The sequence below is a fragment of the Actinocatenispora rupis genome (genome assembly GCF_016861975.1).
GTDB classification, from domain to species: Bacteria; Actinomycetota; Actinomycetes; order Mycobacteriales; family Micromonosporaceae; genus Actinocatenispora; species Actinocatenispora rupis.
Genome location: NZ_BOMB01000012.1, coordinates 56,284 through 75,682, shown reverse-complemented (window position 1 = coordinate 75,682; position 19,399 = coordinate 56,284). Strand labels below are relative to the sequence as shown.

The window sequence follows — 19,399 nt, the reverse complement described above, 5'->3', positions numbered from 1 at the left end:
CCGGGGCCGTTCACTGTCTACTGTGGAGAGTGCCTAGCTGTCGCCGCCGGCCTCCGCCTGCGGTGCCGCGTTCACATCGTCCACCTGGTACTTCTTGAACGCCTGCGCCGGGACGTCCGCCGGCACCTCGCCACGTCGGGCGAGCTGCCGCAGCGCCGCCACGACGACCGTCTCCGCGTCGACGTGGTAGTGCCGGCGCAGCGCGCCGCGGGTGTCCGAGTGGCCGAAGCCGTCGGTACCCAGCGAGGTGTAGTCGGTCGGCACCCAGCGGGCGATCAGGTCCGGCACCGCCCGCATGTAGTCGCTGACCGCGACGGCCGGACCGGGCGCACCGGTCAGCGCGGTCGTCACGTACGGCACCTGCGCCTCGGCCTCCGGGTGCATGAGGTTGTGCTCCTCGACCCGGTCGGCGTCGCGGCGCAGCTCCGTCCACGACGTCACCGACCACACGTCGGCCGACACGCCCCAGTCGTCGGCGAGCAGCTGCTGCGCCTTGACCGCCCACGGCATCGCCACACCGGACGCCATCAGCTGCACCTTCGGCCCGTCGCCGGCACCCTGCGAGTACCGGTAGATGCCGCGGAGCAGGCCGTCGACGTCCAGGCCCGCGGGCTGCGGGGGCTGGATGATCGGCTCGTTGTAGATGGTGAAGTAGTAGTAGATGTTCTCGGGGTCGTCCCCGTACATCCGGCGCAGGCCGTCCTTCACCAGGTGCGCGATCTCGTACGCGTACGCCGGGTCGTAGCCGACGACCGCCGGGTTCGTGTACGCCAGCAGCGGCGAGTGCCCGTCCTGGTGCTGGAGGCCCTCACCGTTCAGCGTGGTGCGGCCTGCGGTGGCGCCGAGCACGAAGCCGCGCGCCATCTGGTCGGACGCCGCCCAGAACCCGTCACCGGTGCGCTGGAACCCGAACATCGAGTAGAAGATGTAGATCGGGATCATCGGCACGCCGTGCGTGGCGTACGAGGTGCCGACGGCGGTGAAGGACGCGACCGAGCCGGACTCGTTGATCCCCTCGTGCAGGATCTGCCCGTTCGTCGCCTCCTTGTACGCCAGGAACAGCTCCCGGTCGACCGGCGTGTACGTCTGGCCGTGCGGCGAGTAGATCTTCGCCGTCGGGAACAGCGAGTCCATCCCGAACGTCCGCGCCTCGTCCGGGATGACCGGCACGACGTGCTTGCCGAAGTCCTTGTCCTTCATCAGCTCCTTGAACAGCCGGACGATCGCCATCGTGGTGGCGACCTTCTGCTTGCCGGAGCCGGCGGCGAACATGTCGTACCGCTCGGGTTTCGGTTGCGGCATCGGGATGACCGTGTGCCGCCGCTCGGGCAGGAACCCGCCGAGCTGCTTGCGGCGCTCCATCATGTACTGCCACTCGTCGGACTTCTCGCCGGGGTGGAAGTACGGCGGGAGCACCGGGTCGAGCGCCGAGTCGGGGATGTCCAGGTACAGCCGGTCCCGGAACATCTTCAGGTCGTCGGCCTTGAGCTTCTTCATCTGGTGCGTGGCGTTCCGGGCCTCGAAGTGGCTGCCCAGCGTCCAGCCCTTGATGGTCTTGGCCAGGATGACCGTCGGCTGCCCGGTGTGCTCCGTCGCCGCCTTGTACGCCGCGTACAGCTTGCGGTAGTCGTGGCCGCCGCGCTTGAGGTTCCAGATCTCGTCGTCGGTGTAGTTCTCCACCATCCGACGGGTACGCGGGTCGCGCCCGAAGAAGTGCTCCCGGACGTACGCCCCGGACTCGGCCTTGTAGGTCTGGTAGTCGCCGTCGGGCGTCACGTTCATCAGGTTGACGAGCGCGCCGTCGGCGTCGGCGGCGAGCAGCGGATCCCACTCGCGGCCCCAGATCACCTTGATGACGTTCCAGCCGGCGCCGCGGAACAGACCCTCCAGTTCCTGGATGATCTTGCCGTTGCCGCGCACCGGGCCGTCGAGCCGCTGCAGGTTGCAGTTGACCACGAAGGTCAGGTTGTCCAGCTCCTCGCGGGCGGCGAGGGTGATCGCGCCGAGCGTCTCCGGCTCGTCCATCTCACCGTCGCCCAGGTACGCCCAGACGTGCTGCTGGCTGGTGTCCTTGAGCCCGCGGTTGTGCAGGTAGCGGTTGAACCGGGCCTGGTAGATCGCGCCGAGCGGGCCGAGGCCCATCGAGACGGTCGGGAACTCCCAGAAGTCGGGCAGCAGCCGCGGGTGCGGGTAGCTCGGCAGTCCACCGCCGGGATGCGAGAACTCCTGCCGGAAGCCGTCGAGCTGCTGCTCGGTCAGCCGCCCCTCCAGGAACGCCCGCGCGTACATGCCGGGGGAGGCGTGGCCCTGGAAGTAGACCTGGTCGCCGCCGCCGGGGTGGTTCTTGCCGCGGAAGAAGTGGTTGAAGCCCACCTCGTACAGCGAGGCGGCGCTGGCGTACGTGGAGATGTGGCCGCCGACCTCGACGCCGGGGCGCTGCGCCCGGTGCACCTGGATCGCGGCGTTCCACCGGATGTACGCCCGGATGCGTCGCTCGATGTACTCGTCGCCGGGGAACCACGGCTCCTGCTCCGGCGGAATGGTGTTGATGTAGTCGGTACTCGTCAGAGCGGGCACCCCGACCTGACGCTCCCGGGCCCGTTCCAACATGCGCAGCATGACATAGCGCGCGCGCTGCCGGCCGCGGTTGTCCACGACCGCGTCCAGCGACTCGACCCATTCGTTGGTCTCGTCCGGGTCGATGTCCGGAATCTGGCTCGGGAGCCCGTCGCTGATGACCGGGCGCTTACGTTCCGTGGCCACGGGCCGTCCCTCGTCGTCTCTTGTGGAGTGGTTTCTCGACCACCATCCTGCCCCCGATCTCCGGTGAGCGTCACGCGGGTCCGGCAGGTGGGCGACGATCGACACATGTACTCGCAGGAGATCACGATTCGTACCGGCTCGGTTCCCACAGTCCGGGACATCACCGACCGGGCCCGCAGTTTCGTCACCGCCAGCGGCCGGGTGTCCGGCCTGCTCCACGTGTTCGTACCGCACGCGACGGCCGGGGTGGCGATCCTGGAGACCGGGGCCGGCAGCGACGAGGACCTGCTCGCCGCGCTCGCCGACCTGCTGCCCGCCGACGACCGCTGGCGGCACCGGCACGGCAGCCCCGGCCACGGCCGCGACCACGTCCTGCCCGCACTCATCCCGCCGTACGCGACGCTCCCGGTCGTGGACGGGCGCATCGCGCTCGGCACCTGGCAGTCGATCTGCCTGGTCGACACGAACGTCGACAACCACACCCGGACCGTACGGTTCAGCCTGCTGCACGGCTGAGGCCACCGCCCGCCGTCGGGTACGTGCCCGGGTGCCCTACGGTGGGCGGCGTGTTCATGAATCCCGTCCGTACCGTCGGCTGGCTGATCATCGCGCTGCTGGTCACGGTCATCTTCGGTGGCATCGGCGTCTACCAGGCGCGCACGTACTTCGGGGGCGAGACGGTCAGCGCCCACGTGGACCACTGCGAGACCCATCGCGTCTACTCGCGGCACGGCAGCCACAACGAGACGGACTGCTCCGGCACCTGGACCACCAAGGACGGGTCGAAGCACGAGGGCGACATCCCCGGCACCGACTTCTCCGACGAGGGGCACGACGTGCAGCTGCGGGCCCTCGGCGACAGCGTCGTCGAGGACAACGCGGTCGGCGCGCTGTGGCCGTTCATCGTGTCCGGTATCGGCGTGCTGCTCACCATCGGCGCCGCGTTCGCCGTGCGCAGCGCCCGCCGGCGGTCCCGCGAGATGCGCGCCGCCCCCGCGTACGCCGGCCCGCCGCCCGGCTACCGGCCGCCCACGCAGTACGGGCCGCCGCCGCCCGCGTACCCCCAGCAGTACGGCCAGCCGTACCAGGGACCCCCGCAGGGACGCCCGCAGCCGGGGCCGCCGCAGTACGGCGCGCCGCAGTACGGGCCGCCCGCGTACCCGCCGCAGGGTCAGCCACCACAAGGGGGATACCCGCCTCCTGGTTACCCGCAACAGCCCGGTGGGTACCCGCGTACCTGAGGGGGTGGGTCTCCCGCTCACCGCGTGGTACGGGTTACTCTCCCGCCAGCCGGCGCGTTCCATCCGGATCGGTGCCGGGGATTCGCCGGACCTGACGGGCCCGGGGAACGTAACTTGGTCGGTGCGCCACCAGCGGTGGTGGCGTGTGGGAACATCCGCTGCGGCGCCCGACCGGGTGCCGCGGGGGCGACGACGAGGAGGCACTCGACTGTGAGCGCGACGGCTGGTCAGGCCGACGGCGTGACGAGCATGGTGGATCGGCTGGGGATCGAACCGAGCTCCATCGTGATGGAGATCGGTTATGACGAGGACGTCGACGAGGAGCTCCGCGACGCGGTCATCGACCGCTGCGGCGAGATCGTCGACGAGGACACCGACGAGGTGGTCGACATCGTCCTGCTGTGGTGGCGGGAGGAGGACGGCGACCTGGTCGAGACCCTGATGGACGCGCGGAGTCCGCTGGCGGACACGGGGACCATCTGGCTGCTGACTCCGAAGCCCGGCCGCGACGGCCACACCGAGCCCAGCGAGATCTCAGAGGCCGTGCTCACCGTCGGCTTCCAGCAGACCAGCAGCATCAACGCCGCCCGGGACTGGTCCGGCGCACGCCTGGTCACGCCGAAGGCGGGCCGCGGCAAGAAGTGAGCCCGTCCGCGCGCCGTCGCCGGCCGCGGGCGGGTGCCCCGTGCGCCGGTACCGGTGGGCGGTGACATGCTTGCCGTGATCCGCGCTGTCGAGTATCTGACGTAAGGAGTCGGAGTCCATGCCGATCGAGGTAGGTGCGCAGGCGCCCGATTTCACCCTCAAGGACCAGAACAACCAGGAAGTACGGCTCGCCGACTTCCAGGGTACGAAGAACGTGCTGGTCGTCTTCTACCCGCTCACGTTCACCGGGGTCTGCCAGGGCGAGCTGTGCGAGGTCCAGGAGAACCTCACGCAGTACCAGTCGGACGACGCCCAGGTGCTGGCCGTCAGCGTCGACTCGCCGTACGCGCACAAGGTGTGGGCCGAGCGCGAGGGGTACGACTTCCCTATCCTCGCCGACTTCTGGCCGCACGGCGCCGTGGCCCAGGCGTACGGGGTGTTCAACGACGCGGCGGGCATCGCCAACCGCGGCACGTTCCTGATCGACAAGGCGGGCGTGGTCCGCTTCGCCGAGATGAACATGCCCGGCGAGGCACGCGACCAGACGGTCTGGCGCAAGGCGTTGGCCGACCTGGCCTGACCCGGCCGCTGGCGACCGGGTAGCCTCGTCGCCAGTCCGGGCGCGTAGCTCAGCGGGAGAGCATCCGCCTTACAAGCGGAGGGTCGCAGGTTCGATCCCTGCCGCGCCCACGACACACGGAGCCCCGATCCTCGGTTGCGAGGGTCGGGGCTTTGTCCGTTCTGCGCGGTCCGGGCGGCGAGGAGTGGCGATGGGTGACGCGTTCCAGGAGTACCTCGACGCGTCGGCGGACATGGGGTACGTGCCGGCGACGGTGTGCCTGCGGCACGGTCGGCACGTGCCCTGCCGCCGTGACGAGGAGGACTGCCTGCTCACGTCGGAGTCGGCCGCGGTCGCCGCCGTCGCCGGGTACCAGCAGGGCACGGACCCGGGCGAGCGCTGGGACTGGCGCCGGCAGGTACTCGGGTGGGTGGCGCGGCAGGAGGCGAAGCGCTGAGGTCCGGCGCGGGTCGACGCCGCCCGGTACGGTGGCGCGGATGCGTGTCGTACGGGGTGTGCTGTGGGTGCTGGTGCTCGTCGTGCTGGCCTGGGCGGCCGTACGGGTGACGGGGGTGCTGCCGCCGTGGCCGGGGCTGGTGGTGCTGGCGCTGACGCCGTGGGCGGTGCTGTTCGGCGCGCTGGTCGCGGTGCTGGCGTTGCTGGCGCGGGCGACGTGGGGCGGGCTGGTCGCCGCGGTCGCGGTGGTGGCGCTGGCGGCGGTGGTGGTGCCGCGGGTGTGGGGTGCGGGCGAGGAGCGCACCGGCCGCACCGTACGGGTGATGACGGTGAACCTGCGGGTCGGCGGCGCGGACCCGGCCGCCGTGGTCCGGCTGGTACGTGACGAGCGGATCGACGTGCTGGCGGTGCAGGAGTACACGGGGCCGGCGGCGGAGCGGTTGACCCGGGCGGGGCTGGGGCGGCTGCTGCGGCACCACGTGGCCGATCCGGAGCCGTACGCGGCGGGTTCGGCTCTGTGGTCGCGTTTCCCGTTGCGGGACGCGGCGACCCCGACGGGCGAGGGCGGGTTCACGCAGGCGTCCGCGACCGTCGACCTGCCCGGTGGCCGGACGCTCGCGGTGCGTTCGGTGCACCCGTGCTCGCCGTACACGCGGGAGCACCAGGGCTGCTGGGCGCGCGGGATCGCCGCCGAACCGGTCGCGACCACGCGCGGCACGCCGCGGGTGCTGCTCGGCGACTTCAACGCGACGCTGGACCACCCGCCGCTGCGCCACCTGCTCGGCACCGGCTACCGCGACGCGGCGGACGTGACCGGCTCGGGGCTGCGCTTCACCTGGCCGGCCGACCGGTTCCCGGTGACCACGCTGGACCACGTGCTCGCCGACCGCCGCATCGCCATCCACTCGTACGCGGTGCGTCAGGTGCCGGGCACCGACCACCGCGCCGTCGTCGCCGCCCTCACCGTTCCCTGATCCGCCGCGTCACCGGGTCGCGGTGACGGGGCGGCGCATCGGTACGCGGGTGGCGGGGTCGATGCCGAACCTCCGTTCGGCGCGCAGCAGCCAGGCGAGTTCGGGGCCGGGCGGTGCGGTGATCTCGCGGAACCCGAGGCGCGCGTAGTACGGGGCGTTCCACGGCACGGCGCGGAACGTACACAGGGTGAGGGCGGGCAGGCCGCGGTCCGCCGCCCACCGGTCGACCCGGTCGATCAGCCGCCGGCCGATGCCCTGCCCGGCGTGGTCCGGGTGCACGCTGACCTGCTCGACGTGCGCGCACCCGTCGACCACGTCGACGAGTACGAACGCCACCGGGCCGGGGTCGTCCGCCACCCAGGCGCGGCCTTCCCGCACGTACTCCGCGTACACGTCGTCGGTGGGCACCGGGTTGTCCGCCGCCCACGCGAGCCCGACCGTACGGAACGCCGCGCCCGCGGCGAGCTGGATCGCGCCGAGCCGTACGACGTCGGCGGCGCGCGCCTCCCGGATCTCCATGCCCGCATCCCAGCACGCCGGCCGCCGCGCCGCCACACCGTTCCGGGGTGTGTTGGTACGACAGGGTTTCCGGCGGGTGGTGTGCCGTTCCGGGATCGGGGTGTGGCCGGGGCGTGACCGGGCGCGGCGAGGCTGTCGACCATGCGTACCGTCGGGGTGGCGACACGGTGGGTGGGGCATCCGGTGAGCCCGGATCGGCTCTGTTGTGCCGATCCGGGACGCGCGGAGAGGTCCACCCCGCGCTGACGGCGCGGGTACCGGCAGGTCTCCGGTGTGCTCGCCCGCGCCGTCGGACGATCCCCGGATCGGCTCTGTTGAGGCGGATGGCGGGGAGTAGAAGCCTCGGGTCAGCCGGCGTACGGGAGGGGCGGCAGGCCGCCGACGGTCGGGTGGTGCGCGAAGAGCGCGCCGGCGCGGCCGTACTCGTCGGGCGTGGCGTCCACCGTGGACGTGGTGACGTACAGGGTGTCGAGGCCGGGGCCGCCGAACGTGCAGGCGGTGACGTGCCGGACCGGTACCGGCAGGTGCTGTTCGAGCTCGCCGTCGGGGGAGTAGCGGCGGACGGCGCCGCCGCCCCACAGCGCGACCCACAGGTGCCCGTCGGCGTCGAGGGTGAGGCCGTCCGGCGCACCGTCCGCGGCCGGTACGACGACGACGGGGCGCCGGTCGAGGAGTTCGCCGTCGAGTACGGAGAAGGCGTCGACGCGGCCGGTCTCGGTGTCGGCGTAGTACGCGGTGGTGCCGTCGGGGGTGAACGCGAGGCCGTTGGAGACGGTGACGCCGGTGAGGACGGTGTGCACGGTGCCGTCGGGGTCGAGGCGGTACAGGGCGGCGGCGCCGGGTGTCGCGTCGTACGCCATGGAGCCGCAGTAGAAGCGGCCGTGCGGGTCGCAGCCGCCGTCGTTCATCCGGACGGCCGGGTCGGTCCAGACCTCGGGCAGCTGGCGCACCGGGCCGTCGGGGTCGTCGAGGAGCGCGAAGCCGCGTTCGGTGGCGACGACGAGCCCGCCACCGGTACGGGGGCGCAGCGCGGCGGCGACCGTACCGACGTGGTGCCGGGTCACGGGGCCGCCGCCGGGCGCGACGGCGAGGAGGTCGCCGCGGAGCATGTCCACCCAGCGCAGCACCCCGGCGGTCGCGTCCCAGCACGGCCCCTCGCCGTGCTCGGCCGCCGGCGCGTCCACCTGCTCCACCATCCGACTTTCCCCTTCCGGTACGCCACGCCGCCGTTGTCGTTCGCTCGTGTCGCCGCCGTCCGGATGCGGCGCCGCGGGCCGCCGGTGCGTATCGTACTTCCTTGTCGTACCAAGGAAAGCGGGTCGGCGCGGTCAGTCGGCGAGGAAGCGGGCGCGCAGGTCGGGTCGCAGGTACGCGGCGGGCGAGGCGATCGACAACCCGCCGTCGACCGGCAGTACGGCACCGGTGACGAAGCCCGCCGCGTCGGACGCCAGGTACGCGACGGCCGAGGCGACGTCCGCCGGCGTACCGACGCGGCCGAGCGGGTAGCCGTCGGTGACGTGCGGCAGGTCGGCGTTGCCGATCATGCCGGGCGCGACGGCGTTGACCCGCACCCCGACCGGCCCGTACTCCAGCGCGAGCTGCCGGACGAGTCCCTCCACGCCCGCCTTGGCCGCCGCGTACGCGGGGAGGCCGGGGGCGGCGAGCGTGGCGTTGACGGAGGTGACGGCGACGATCGCGGAGCCGCGCCCCAGGTACGGCAGCGCGGCGCGGCTGACCGCGAACGCGCTTCCGAGCGTGGCGTCGACGCCGGCCCGCCACTGCTCGTCGGTGGTGGCGGTGACGGGGGCGACCGGCATGACGGCCGCGGCGAGCACCACCACGTCGAGCCGGCCGAACGCGGACCGCGCCGCCTCGACCGCGGTACCGGCGCCGTCCGCGGTGGCGCAGTCGGCCACCACGCCCACCTCGTGCGGCGGGGTGGGTGGTCGGTCGAGCGCCACGCCCGCGACCCGGTGCCCGGTCGCGGCGAACTCCGCCGCGATGGCCACGCCGATCGGCGAGGTGGCGCCGACCACGAGTACGCCGCGCGCGGTCATTGCGGCAGCGTCCGGTCGGGCGCGGCCTGCCCGGGCGTCCAGGCCGGGAGCCGAAGGTCGGCGAGGATCCGGTCCAGGGCGGCGAGCGTGCCGGGGTCGGCGTCGCGCGCGGGCGAGCGTACGGCGGGGGAGTCGAGCACCCCGCGGCGTACCAGGACGTGCTTGTGAACGGACCAGGCGAGGCCGGGCTGGAGGCCGAACCGGATGAGCGGCAGCAGCCGGTCGAACCCGGCCCGGTCGGCGTCGCGCAGCACCGCGGCCAGCGCGTCCGCGAACTCGCACGCCGGCATCGTGCCGACCGCGCCCCGCTCGTACTCGTCGAGGGCGAACAGCGCGTTCTGGCCACCGAGTACGAGGAAGTCGGGGTCGGTGGCGTCGACGACCGCGCCGATCTTCGGCACCGTCGGCTGCGGTTCGATCTTGACCGCGGTCACACCGTCCAATGTGGACAGCTCGGTGATCAGGTCGACGGGCATGGTGACGCCGGTCGAGCCGGGCGCGTCCTGCACCATCACCGGCAGCCCGCTCTCCGCGGCCACGCTGCCGTAGAAGTCGACGATCTGCGCCGCGCTCGGCTTCACCTGGTACGGCGGGATCACCATCAGCGCGCTCGCGCCGGCGTCCGCGCACGCCAGCGCCTGCTCCACGGCCGGCCGGGTGGCGGTCGCGTTGACGCCGGCGACCAGCGGCGCGTCCGGCGCGAGTTCCTTGTCGGTGACGCGCAGGATGGTGTCCCGCTCGCCGGCGGTGAGCGTGAACCCCTCGCTCGCGAAGCCGAACACGGCCACCCCGTCCACCCCGCACCACTGCTGGAACTCGACCAGCCGGCGCAACCCGTCGGCGTCCAGGTCGCCGTTCGCCGCGAACGGCGTGGCCAGCACCGGGATCAGCCCCCGGGTGTCCCCGCTCCTCATCGCTGGTCCTTTCCGGCGGCCTCGACCGCGTCCACGTCGACGGTGATCCCGAGCCCCGGCCCGGCCGGTACGTCGAAGCCGTCCGGGCCGCCCGAGATCGGCGCGGTCAGGATCCGGTTGGCGACCGGCAGCGTGCCCGGCTGGTACTCGAAGGCGGGCAACGACTCGACGGCCGCGGCCAGGTGGATCCCGGCGGCGAGCGCGACCCCGAGCCCGACCGAGTGGTGCGGCGCCACCGGTACGTGGTGCGCGGCGGCCAGCTCCACCACCGACATCGCCTCCGTCAACCCGGTACGGGCCACGTCCGGTTGGCACAGGTCCAGCGCGCGGCGCGCCAGCCACTCGCGGAACTCGTACCGGTTGCGGAGGGACTCGCCGATCGCGACGGGCGTGACGAGCGCGGCGGCCAGCTCGGTGTGCGCGGTGACGTCCTCCGGTACCAGCGGCGCCTCCAGGAACCAGGCGCGCCGCTCGTCCAGCGCCCGGCCCAGCCGCAACGCGTCGGCCAGGTCGTACGCCCAGTGCGCGTCGATCGCGACCCGCAGGTCCGGGTGCACCGCGGCGACCGCGTCGTACGTGGCGAGGTCGGCGTCGACGCCGTGCCCGAGCGCCAGCTTGACGTGCCGTACGCCCTTCGCCACCCACTCGCGTGCCAGCTCGACCCGCTCGGCGTCGGTCGGCCGCGGCAGCCCCGACACGTACGTCGGCACGTGCGTCCGGTACGCGCCGCCGAGCAGTTCGGCGACCGGGCGCCCGGTCGTCCGGCCGCGCAGGTCCCACAGCGCGATGTCGACGGCGGCGAGCGCATCGGCCTGGTGCCCGACCAGGTGCCCGCGCTCGCGCATCAGCCCGGACAGCATCGTCCACAGTGGACGGATCTGGGTCTCGTCCGCGCCGACCAGCGCCGGCGCGAGCAGCCGGTCGACGACCGCGGCGACGATCTCCGGGCCGACCGGGGCGAGCGCCTCACCCCACCCCGTGTACCCGTCGGCGGTGTCGACGCGCACCAGCACCGTCTCGAAGGCCGGCGAGTACAGGCTGCGCCAGGGCGGGCGGACGAAGTAGCCGTCACCGGCGCCGGCCGGCGGCGCCCCGAGGTACGACTCGGGGCCGGCGAGCCGGAGCGGGTAGGCGCGGACCGCGGTGATCGTCATGCGCCGACCACCGCTGAGCGGTTGACTGTCTTCAACATGGGCATTAGGTTTCCACATATTGCAAGCCAGTTACAAGAGGGGTCCGGTCAGTGGCCGAAGTTGGAAGCAATCAGTCGGTGGAGCGCGCGTTCACCGTGCTCCGGGCGTTCACGGCGGGGCAGCCGGAGCAGCGCGTCTCCGACGTGGCGAAGGCCGCCGGCCTGGGCCTGTCCACCACGTCCCGGCTGCTCACCACGCTGGAGGCGGCCGGCGCCGTCGAACGCGACCCGGTCAGCGGGCTGTACCGGCTGGGGCCGGAGCTGATCACGTTCGCGGGCGTCGCGCTCAACCAGGACCGGGTGCACCGGGCCGCCCGGCAGGTGGCGCAGGAGCTGGCCGCCCGCCTCGGCCTCGGCGCCAACGTCGCGGTCCGCCGCGGCGACACCCTCTTCTACCTCCTGAACTTCGAGGGCCGGCTCGCGCCGCGCTCGTTCGTACTCGCGGGGCAGCGGAATCCCTTGCACGCCACCGGTCTCGGCAAGTGCCTGCTGTCCGAGCTGGACGGTGCGGCGCGGCGCGAGCTGCTGCCCGCCGCCTCGCTCCTCGGGTACACGCCGCGCACGGTCACCGACCACGAGCAGCTCGACAAGCAGCTCGACGCGTTGGCGCACGACGGGTACGCGACGGAGATCGAGGAACTGGCGCTGAGCCGGGCGTGCGTCGCCGCGCCCGTACGGGACCAGGCGGGCGCGGTGGTCGCGGCGCTCAGCGTCTCCGGCCCGCTGTCCGCGATCGACCTGCCCGCCCGCGAAGCCGAACTGTCCCGCGCCGTCATCGAGGCCGCCGACCAGATCAGCGTCGCCCTCGGGTACGCGGGGCCGCACCGCCACCCGGAGGGGACATGACCGCGCCGGACGCGTCCCGCGGGGTGCGGCCGCGGAGCCTGCCCGACGGTGTCGTCGGGATCCTGCTGACCGTGCCGGCGCTGGTACTGCTGGCCGCGGTGGTCTGCTACCCGCTGATCGCCGGGCTGGTCAGCAGCCTGTTCAAGCAGAGCCTGGTACTGCCGGGCCGCAGTTTCGTCGGTCTGTCGAACTTCGGCGACGAGCTGTCCGGCGACTTCCTGCCGGCGCTCGGGCACACGATGGTGTTCACGGTGGCCACCACGGCGCTGTCGTTCGTGCTGGGGTTCGGGCTGGCGCTGGCGTTGAACGTGGGGATCCGCGGCCGGGCCGTGCTGCGCGGCCTGTTCCTGTTCCCCTGGGTACTGCCCAGCGTCGTGGTGTCGTTCCTGTGGCTGTGGATCTTCAACGCCAACTACGGCGTACTGAACGGGCTGCTGATGCGGCTGCACCTGATCGGCGAACCGGTCGCGTGGCTCGGCCAGCCCGGTACGGCGATGCTCGCGGTGATCGTCGCGAAGACCTGGAACAGCTTCCCGTGGATGATGGTGATGCTGCTCGCCGGCCTGCAGACCGTACCGCGGGACCTGCACGAGGTGGCCGCGCTCGATGGTGCGGGCGCGCTGCGCCGGTTCCGTTCGGTCACGCTGCCGCACCTGCGGCCGATGATCGGCATGGTGCTGCTGCTGGAGATGATCTGGAACTTCCAGCACTTCGACACCATCTACGTGATGACCGGCGGCGGCCCGGCCGGCGCCACCACCACCTTCGCGGTCTCCGTGTACGACACCGCGTTCAAGGGCTTCGACCTCGGCGGCGCGGGCGCGATCGGCGCCCTGTGGATGCTCATCCTCAGCGTCTTCGTCGTCGGGTACGTGTGGCTCTCGGAGAGGCGGTCGGCATGACCACGGCGACGGCGGCACCGGAACGTACGGCGGCGGCCGGGATCGCGCGGCGCGCGGCCCGGCGGCGCGGCCGGGGCGGGCGGATCGGCGCGGTGGCCGCGGTCGTGGTGATCGGCTGCTTCGGCCTGCTCCCCGTGTACTGGTTGGTCGTGACCGCGTTCAGCCCGACCGGCGACGTGTTCGCGTTCCCGCCGCGGCTGGTGCCGGCGCACCTCACCCTGGCGCACTTCGACAGCCTCCTGCACACCCCGAAACTGGTGCGGTACCTGGTGAACAGCGTGGTCGTCTCGCTGGTCACCGCCGTCCTCAGCGTCGTCGTCTCGGCCTACTGCGCGTACTCGTTCTCGAAGTTCCGGTACCGCGGCCGGCGTTCCCTGATGTACCTGGTGCTCGCCTCGCAGATGTTCCCGCAGGCGCTGCTGCTCATCACGATCTACCTGGTGTTCAGCGCGACCGGGCTGCTCAACAGCTACGGCGCGCTCGTCCTGTCGTTCACCACGTTCACCCTGCCCCTGTGTATCTGGATGTTGAAGGGCTTCTTCGACACCATCCCGGACGAGCTGATCGAGGCGGCGCGGGTGGACGGCGCGGCGCACCGCGTCGTCATCCACCGGATCATGATGCCGATCGCCACGCCCGGACTGATCGCGGCCGGACTGTTCGCGTTCATCCGGGGCTGGAACGACTTCATCTTCGCGCTCACGCTCGCCGGTCCCGACCGGCAGACGCTGCCGCCCGGCCTCGTCAACACGTACGTCGGCGAGTTCCAGACCGCGTGGCCGGACCTGATGGCCGCCTCGCTCGTCTCCTCGCTTCCCGTCGTCGTCGCCTTCATCGTGCTGCAGCGCCACCTCGTCGCGGGGCTGGCCAGCGGCGCGGTGAAGGGCTGAACCGAAAGAGAAGAGCCATGTCCCAGACCAACTCCCTGTCCCGGCGCGGCATGCTCGGCCTGGTCGGCGCGGGCGCGCTGGCCCTGACCGGTGCCGCTGCCTGCGCACCCTCCGCCGGCGGTACCGGCGCCGCGAAGGGCGTCAGCGACGACGGCGTCAAGGACTTCACGTTCAACGGGTGGTCGTTGAACGAGGCGGCCACGAAGGACGCGGTGGCCGCGATCGTCGCCGGGTACGAGAAGTCGTCCGGCGCGCACGTCAAGACCGTGTCGTACCCGTACAACGACTACCTGAACCAGCTGCTCCTCCAGGTACGCGGGGGCAACGCGAGCGGTGTCGCGCAGTGCGACGGCGCGTGGCTGGCGACGCTCGCGGCGACCGGCAAGCTCACCGACCTCGGGAAGGTGGCGGCGGGCGCCGGGTACACCGACGCGAGCCTGGCGCTGGGCCGGGTGAAGGGCACCCAGTACGGGCTGCCGTGGACGTCCGGCGCGATCGGCATGGTCGGCAACCAGCGGCTGCTCGACAAGGCCGGCGTGAAGGCGCTGCCGACCACGGTGGACGACTTCGAGGCGATGCTGGAGTCGTTGAAGGCGCTGGGCAACGGGATCGTGCCGTACGCGGCGATGACGAAGGTCGACCAGCTCAAGGACATCATCCCGTGGATGTGGACGTTCGGCAGCCCGGTCGTGGAGAACGGCAAGGTGACCGTCGGCGACGACGGCAGCGTCGAGGCCGTCACCTGGTACAAGAAGCTGTACGACAAGAAGCTGATCGCGCCGGCGCTGGACCGGTTCGACGCCCGCGCGCTGTTCGGCCAGGGCAAGGTCGGCGTGTACGAGGACGCGCCGGTGGGCCGGGGTGCCGTGGTCACCGCGGCCAAGGACAAGTCGATCGAGAAGGTGCTGACCCCGTTCGCGCGGCCGGTGCGGTCGGCGGGGGACAAGCCGGTGGCGTTCGCCTGGGGTGGCGTGCTGGTCGTGTTGCAGGGCAAGGGATCCGGCGCCGCGGCGAAGTTCGCGAAGTACGTGACGAGCGACCTGAGGACCACCACCGGGTACTTCGCCAAGACCGGCAACCCGCCGACCACCACGAAGGCGCTGGCCGACCCGGCGCTGACCGCCGACCGGTTCGTCACCGAGTTCACCAAGCGGGTGACGACCACTGCCCGGACCGACCCGTTCTGGGCCTTCCCGCAGTACGCGCAGATCGAGCAGGCGCTCGCCACCCAGGTCCAGGCCGTACTCACGGGGAAGTCGTCGCCGAAGCAGGCGATGGCCGACGCCCGCACGGCGATGCAGAAGCTCGTGACGAGCTGAACCCACGGGTACCGGTGGCGAGCGCCGCCGGTACCTGGGCACGCGGGGCCGGTGGACGTGCCGCCGGTACCCGGGCACGGGCGGGGCGCCGACGGCCGCCGCCCCGCGATCCGGTGACGTGGCAAGACTTCTCCCCAGGAGGTTCGTCCCATGTCCAGGTACGCACGAACGTTCGCGGTGGCCGGTTTCGCGGCCCTGCTCGCCGCGGCGGTCGCCCTCCCCGGCACCGCCGCACCACACCCGTCCGCCGCACCGGCCGACGGTACGGTCACGACCCCGGCCGGGTCCGGGTACGCGCTGGTGTTCGACGACGAGTTCAATGGGTCCACAGTGGACAGTACGGTGTGGAACTTCCGTACCGACGAGAAGGCGAAGAGCGCGCAGCTGGCGCGCAACGTGTCCGAGGGCGGCGGCGTGCTGTCCGTCGCGCTGAAGAAGGAAGCCTACGACGGCTACGCGTACACCGCGGGCGGCGTCGTCAGCCGGCGCTCCTTCCGTTACGGCTACTACGAAACGCGGGCGAAGACGCCGGCCGGCGCCGGCTGGCACACGTCGTTCTGGGCGATGTCCGGCGACGGCAGCGACACGTACACGCCGGCGCGGCGTACCGAGATCGACCAGTTCGAGATCAACTCCAGTCACCCGGCGGACGTCAGCCAGGGCGTGATCGCCTGGCAGCCGGGCGGCGCGTCGACCAGCATCGGCCGCAGGACCACGCAGCCCGGGTTCGACACCTCCGCCGGCTGGCACACGTACGGCTTCGACTGGCGCGAGGACCGCGTCGACTTCTACGTCGACGGCACGCTCACCAACACCGCGACGTACCCGCCGAGCGCCGACACGCACGACTACGTCAACATCTGGCTCACCTCCATCGGGTACGAGACGGTCGACGAGACCAAGCTGCCGGCCACCGCGCAGTTCGACTACGTCCGCTACTACCAGCGCGACTACTACGTCGACAACGACACCCCCGCGAACTACGGCTACAGCGAGACCGGCACCTGGGCCGACAGCACCCTCCCCGGCTACACCGTCGGTACGACGAGCCGGTGGTCGGCGTCGCCCGGCGCGACCGCGACGTGGCGGCCGACGCTGCGCGCCGCCGGCACCTACCAGGTGTACGTGCACCGCATCGGGTATCCGGGCAGCGACACCGATTCCCGGCTCGACGTCGTGCACGGCGGGGTCACCAGCACCACGCACCTGGACTACGCGACCGGCCCGACCGGCTGGGTCTCGCTCGGCACCTGGGACTTCCCCGCCGGCACCGCCGGGTCGGTGACGCTGACCCGGGGCAACGGCAACGCGCGCGCCGACGCCGTCAAGTTCGTACGGGTGGGGTGAGGACATGGTGGAGAGACGGGACCTCCTGAAGCTGGCCGGCGCGGGCGCGGCGGGCCTGACCGCGCCGGCGCTGCTCGCCGGTACGTCGGGTGCGGCGCCGGCCGCCGGCGTCGCCCTGGCCAACGACTCGGTACACCTGGAGTGGGCCGGTTCCGGTGCGCTGCAACGGATCCGGGCCCGGGTCGGGGGCGCCTGGCTGGACCTGCCGAACCCGTCCGGGGAGTACGCGGTGCTCGTCGCGGAGGCGGCACCCACCCAGGACGCGGTCGTGCACGGTACGGCCGGGACGGCGCTGCGCGCGCTGCCGGAGTCGGTGCGGCGCACCGCGACCGGGGTCCGCTGCACGGTCCCGACCGGCCGCGGCACGCTCGTCGCGGACTGGACCCTGCGCGGCGCGGACGTCGCGGTGTCGGTCGAGTTCACCGCCACCGCCGACGGCTGGTACTCGGTGGCCACCCCGACCCTCGCCCGCCTCGACGCCGGCGACCTCACCCGCGGCGTCATCCCCGGGTACTGGACGGGCACGGCGCCGCAGCACGACCCGACCCTCGCCGAGCGGTACGGGCTGGGCATCCCCGCGATGCCTTTGGTGGCAAGGGAACGCAGCGCCACCACACCGATGTCGCTGCTGTCCGTACGGTCCGGGCCGACCGTGGCGGTGATCGCCGAACCCGGCACCGGCCGCGACCCGTGGCCGGCCGGTACGTCCGCGCAGACCCGCTGGCTGCTGGGGTTGTCGAGCACCGACGCGGGCGGCGCGTACTGCCCGACGGCGTACCATCCGGTGCTCGGGCAGGACGGGTCGAGGCTGGCCGCGGGCGAGCGGATCCGCTTCGCCTTCCGGTACGTGCTGACCGCGCCCGACTGGTTCGCCGCCCTGCGGTACGCGGTGGACGACGTCTACCCGGTCGGCCGGTACCTCGACCTGGCGCGCAACACCCGGTCGCTGTCCTGGCGGGTCGACACCTCGCAGGACTTCCTCGCCGGCCCGGACTCGCAGTGGCACACCTGGGAGTACCGGGGGCGCACGCTCGGCGCGGAGAGCGCGAAGCTGTCCGACGTGGGCGCGATGTGGATGCTGGCGCGGCTGTCGGGCGACCCGGTGATCGAGCACGAGCGCCTGCCGTACGCGCGGAACTTCAAACTGGCGCAGCAGCAGAGCGACGGCGGACCGTTCCAGGGCGCGGCGCTCGGCGAGTACTTCGGGCAGTACCACGGGCAGGGCGACTGGATCAGCGAGAACTTCCGCTCCGGCCAGTCCGCGAACTACGTGTCGCCGATGTTCACCACGTTCTACGCGCTCGCCGACATGGGCAACATCCTGCTGTTCGACCCGGACGACGACGAACTCCGCGACCGGGTACGGCTGGCCGCGGACCGGCTGCTCGCCTGGCAGCGCGCCGACGGCGGCTTCGACGTCGGCTACCTGCGCGACGACCCGACCACCCTGATGTACCCGGAACTGACCGACCTGCGCGCCACCTGGTACGGCCTGTTCGTGGCGTACCGGGTGCTCGGGGACCGGCGGTACCTGGCGGCGGCGCGCCGCGGCGCGGACTGGTACCTGGCCCACGCTGTCCACAGTGGACAGTACCTGGGGGTGTGCGACGACGCGCGGCTGATCCCGGACTTCCACCTGGTGTTCGGCGCGCAGGCGCTGCTGGACCTGGCCGAGGAGACCGGCGTCGCCGCGTACCGGACGGCCGCCGTCGAGGTCGCCCGCACGTACGTCACGCACGTGGTGACGCACCCGGCGGCCACCGACGGTCCCCGTACGTTCGAGGGGCGGCCGGTCGAGCAGTGGCAGGTCAGCCAGGCCGGCCTGAACTACGAGCACGCCGGCTACCGCGGCACCGCCAACGACCGCGGCCCGATCCTGCTCGCCTGCCACACCGGCGCGTTCGTCCGGTTCCACCGCCTCACCGGCGAACGGGTCTTCCTCGACCTGGCCCGTGCCGCGGCGCGCGGCCGGGACGCGTTCGTCGACCCCGCCAGCGGCATCCCCTCGTACTACTGGTTCGCCGGCAGCGGCGGCGCTCACACGTACCCCTGGCACGGGTGGTGGCACCTCGGCTGGCTGGTGGACTACCTCGTGGCGGAGGCGGAACTGCGGTCCGGCGGCGCGATCGCGTTCCCGCGCGGGTTCATGACCGCGAAGGTGGGCGCCAGCAAGCCGACCGGCTTCGCCACCGGCCGCCTGTACGGGCGGGACGCGCGGCTGTGCCGGCCGCACGGGCTGGTGTCCGTCGCCGACAGCGACGTGGACTGGCTGGCCGCCCGCTCACCCGACGGCGGCACGCTGCATCTGGTACTGCTGAACGGATCGCCGCGCACGGTGACCACCACCGCGACGCTCGACCCGCGTGCCCTGGCACCGGGCAGCCGCGCCGAGTGGGGCGCCACCACCGTGCACACCGGCGACGCCGTACGCGACGGTGCCGCGGTGTCGGTCACCCTGGGCGGCAACGGCATCGCCGTACTCTCGGTCGACGTGGCGCTGCGCACCGACCCGGACGGCCCGGCCCTGCGCACCCGTACGGTCACCGGCGACGCGGCCCGGCCGACCGTCACCTGGTCGTACCGGGCGGCGACGACGTCGTGGCTGCGCTGGCGTCCCGCTGGGGGAGACTGGCACGCCACCGACCCGACCACCGGGTACTCGTTCCGCCAGCAGCTGGACCTCTCCGGGGTGACCGGGACCGTCGAGATCGGCACGGTCACCCGCGCCGACGACGGCACCGTCGCGTACGGCCCGACCGTCCCGCTCTGATCCGC

At 72.5% G+C, this 19,399-nt stretch carries 18 protein-coding genes and 1 tRNA gene; 13 read left to right on the top strand and 6 right to left on the bottom strand.

What is annotated here, in order from left to right:
- Positions 1-33: 33 nt before the first annotated feature.
- Positions 34-2,763, bottom strand: coding sequence for a pyruvate dehydrogenase (acetyl-transferring), homodimeric type (gene aceE, locus Aru02nite_RS10710; RefSeq protein ID WP_203657239.1), 2,730 nt, complete (start codon positions 2,761-2,763; stop codon positions 34-36).
- A 105-nt stretch (positions 2,764-2,868) separates the two neighbouring features.
- Between aceE and Aru02nite_RS10705 the strand changes: the two genes are divergently transcribed.
- From Aru02nite_RS10705 to Aru02nite_RS10675, 7 genes are all read left to right on the top strand, one after another.
- Positions 2,869-3,279, top strand: a complete 411-nt coding sequence (locus Aru02nite_RS10705) for a secondary thiamine-phosphate synthase enzyme YjbQ (protein WP_203657234.1) — start codon at positions 2,869-2,871, stop codon at positions 3,277-3,279.
- Between the two features lie 50 nt (positions 3,280-3,329).
- A complete protein-coding gene (locus tag Aru02nite_RS10700) occupies positions 3,330-4,004 on the top strand; it encodes a hypothetical protein (protein WP_203657233.1) in 675 nt (224 codons plus the stop codon).
- Positions 4,005-4,214: 210 nt separating this feature from the next.
- Complete coding sequence (locus Aru02nite_RS10695; protein ID WP_203657231.1) at positions 4,215-4,649, top strand: DUF3052 domain-containing protein; 435 nt, start codon at positions 4,215-4,217, stop codon at positions 4,647-4,649.
- Between the two features lie 118 nt (positions 4,650-4,767).
- Entirely contained in the window at positions 4,768-5,229 is a 462-nt protein-coding gene (locus Aru02nite_RS10690) for a peroxiredoxin (protein ID WP_203657229.1), read from the top strand.
- 38 nt (positions 5,230-5,267) lie between these two features.
- Positions 5,268-5,339: transfer RNA gene (locus Aru02nite_RS10685), tRNA-Val, on the top strand.
- Between the two features lie 80 nt (positions 5,340-5,419).
- Positions 5,420-5,665 (top strand): hypothetical protein, encoded by a 246-nt coding sequence (locus Aru02nite_RS10680; RefSeq protein ID WP_203657227.1) that lies wholly within the window; start codon positions 5,420-5,422, stop codon positions 5,663-5,665.
- Positions 5,666-5,705: 40 nt separating this feature from the next.
- Entirely contained in the window at positions 5,706-6,638 is a 933-nt protein-coding gene (locus Aru02nite_RS10675; protein WP_203657224.1) for an endonuclease/exonuclease/phosphatase family protein, read from the top strand.
- 9 nt (positions 6,639-6,647) lie between these two features.
- Here Aru02nite_RS10675 and Aru02nite_RS10670 read toward each other — a convergent pair whose 3' ends face one another.
- From Aru02nite_RS10670 to Aru02nite_RS10650, 5 genes are all read right to left on the bottom strand, one after another.
- Positions 6,648-7,157 (bottom strand): GNAT family N-acetyltransferase, encoded by a 510-nt coding sequence (locus tag Aru02nite_RS10670; protein ID WP_203657221.1) that lies wholly within the window; start codon positions 7,155-7,157, stop codon positions 6,648-6,650.
- A 347-nt stretch (positions 7,158-7,504) separates the two neighbouring features.
- Entirely contained in the window at positions 7,505-8,353 is an 849-nt protein-coding gene (locus tag Aru02nite_RS10665) for an SMP-30/gluconolactonase/LRE family protein (RefSeq protein WP_203657219.1), read from the bottom strand.
- A 132-nt stretch (positions 8,354-8,485) separates the two neighbouring features.
- Positions 8,486-9,214: an SDR family NAD(P)-dependent oxidoreductase gene (locus tag Aru02nite_RS10660; RefSeq protein ID WP_203657217.1), complete on the bottom strand. Its 729-nt coding sequence runs from the start codon at positions 9,212-9,214 to the stop codon at positions 8,486-8,488.
- Positions 9,211-10,128: a dihydrodipicolinate synthase family protein gene (locus Aru02nite_RS10655; protein WP_203657214.1), complete on the bottom strand. Its 918-nt coding sequence runs from the start codon at positions 10,126-10,128 to the stop codon at positions 9,211-9,213. The genes Aru02nite_RS10660 and Aru02nite_RS10655 overlap by 4 nt, the downstream gene beginning before the upstream one ends.
- Positions 10,125-11,282 (bottom strand): mandelate racemase/muconate lactonizing enzyme family protein, encoded by a 1,158-nt coding sequence (locus tag Aru02nite_RS10650; RefSeq protein WP_203657212.1) that lies wholly within the window; start codon positions 11,280-11,282, stop codon positions 10,125-10,127. Before Aru02nite_RS10650 ends, Aru02nite_RS10655 begins: the two co-directional genes overlap by 4 nt.
- A 116-nt stretch (positions 11,283-11,398) precedes the next feature.
- Here Aru02nite_RS10650 and Aru02nite_RS10645 point away from each other — a divergent pair, with 116 nt between their 5' ends.
- From Aru02nite_RS10645 to Aru02nite_RS10620, 6 genes are all read left to right on the top strand, one after another.
- The gene (locus Aru02nite_RS10645) at positions 11,399-12,166 is read left to right on the top strand and encodes an IclR family transcriptional regulator (RefSeq protein ID WP_239076601.1); all 768 of its coding nucleotides are present in this window, start codon (positions 11,399-11,401) and stop codon (positions 12,164-12,166) included.
- Positions 12,163-13,068, top strand: coding sequence for a carbohydrate ABC transporter permease (locus Aru02nite_RS10640; RefSeq protein ID WP_203657208.1), 906 nt, complete (start codon positions 12,163-12,165; stop codon positions 13,066-13,068). The genes Aru02nite_RS10645 and Aru02nite_RS10640 overlap by 4 nt, the downstream gene beginning before the upstream one ends.
- Positions 13,065-13,958 carry a carbohydrate ABC transporter permease gene (locus Aru02nite_RS10635; RefSeq protein WP_203657206.1) on the top strand — a complete coding sequence of 298 codons (894 nt, stop codon included), beginning with the start codon at positions 13,065-13,067 and terminating at the stop codon, positions 13,956-13,958. The genes Aru02nite_RS10640 and Aru02nite_RS10635 overlap by 4 nt, the downstream gene beginning before the upstream one ends.
- Positions 13,959-13,975: 17 nt before the next feature.
- Positions 13,976-15,277, top strand: a complete 1,302-nt coding sequence (locus Aru02nite_RS10630; protein WP_203657204.1) for an extracellular solute-binding protein — start codon at positions 13,976-13,978, stop codon at positions 15,275-15,277.
- A 150-nt stretch (positions 15,278-15,427) separates the two neighbouring features.
- The gene (locus Aru02nite_RS10625; RefSeq protein ID WP_203657202.1) at positions 15,428-16,624 is read left to right on the top strand and encodes a glycoside hydrolase family 16 protein; all 1,197 of its coding nucleotides are present in this window, start codon (positions 15,428-15,430) and stop codon (positions 16,622-16,624) included.
- A 4-nt stretch (positions 16,625-16,628) separates the two neighbouring features.
- The gene (locus Aru02nite_RS10620) at positions 16,629-19,394 is read left to right on the top strand and encodes a hypothetical protein (protein WP_203657196.1); all 2,766 of its coding nucleotides are present in this window, start codon (positions 16,629-16,631) and stop codon (positions 19,392-19,394) included.
- Positions 19,395-19,399 lie beyond the last annotated feature (5 nt).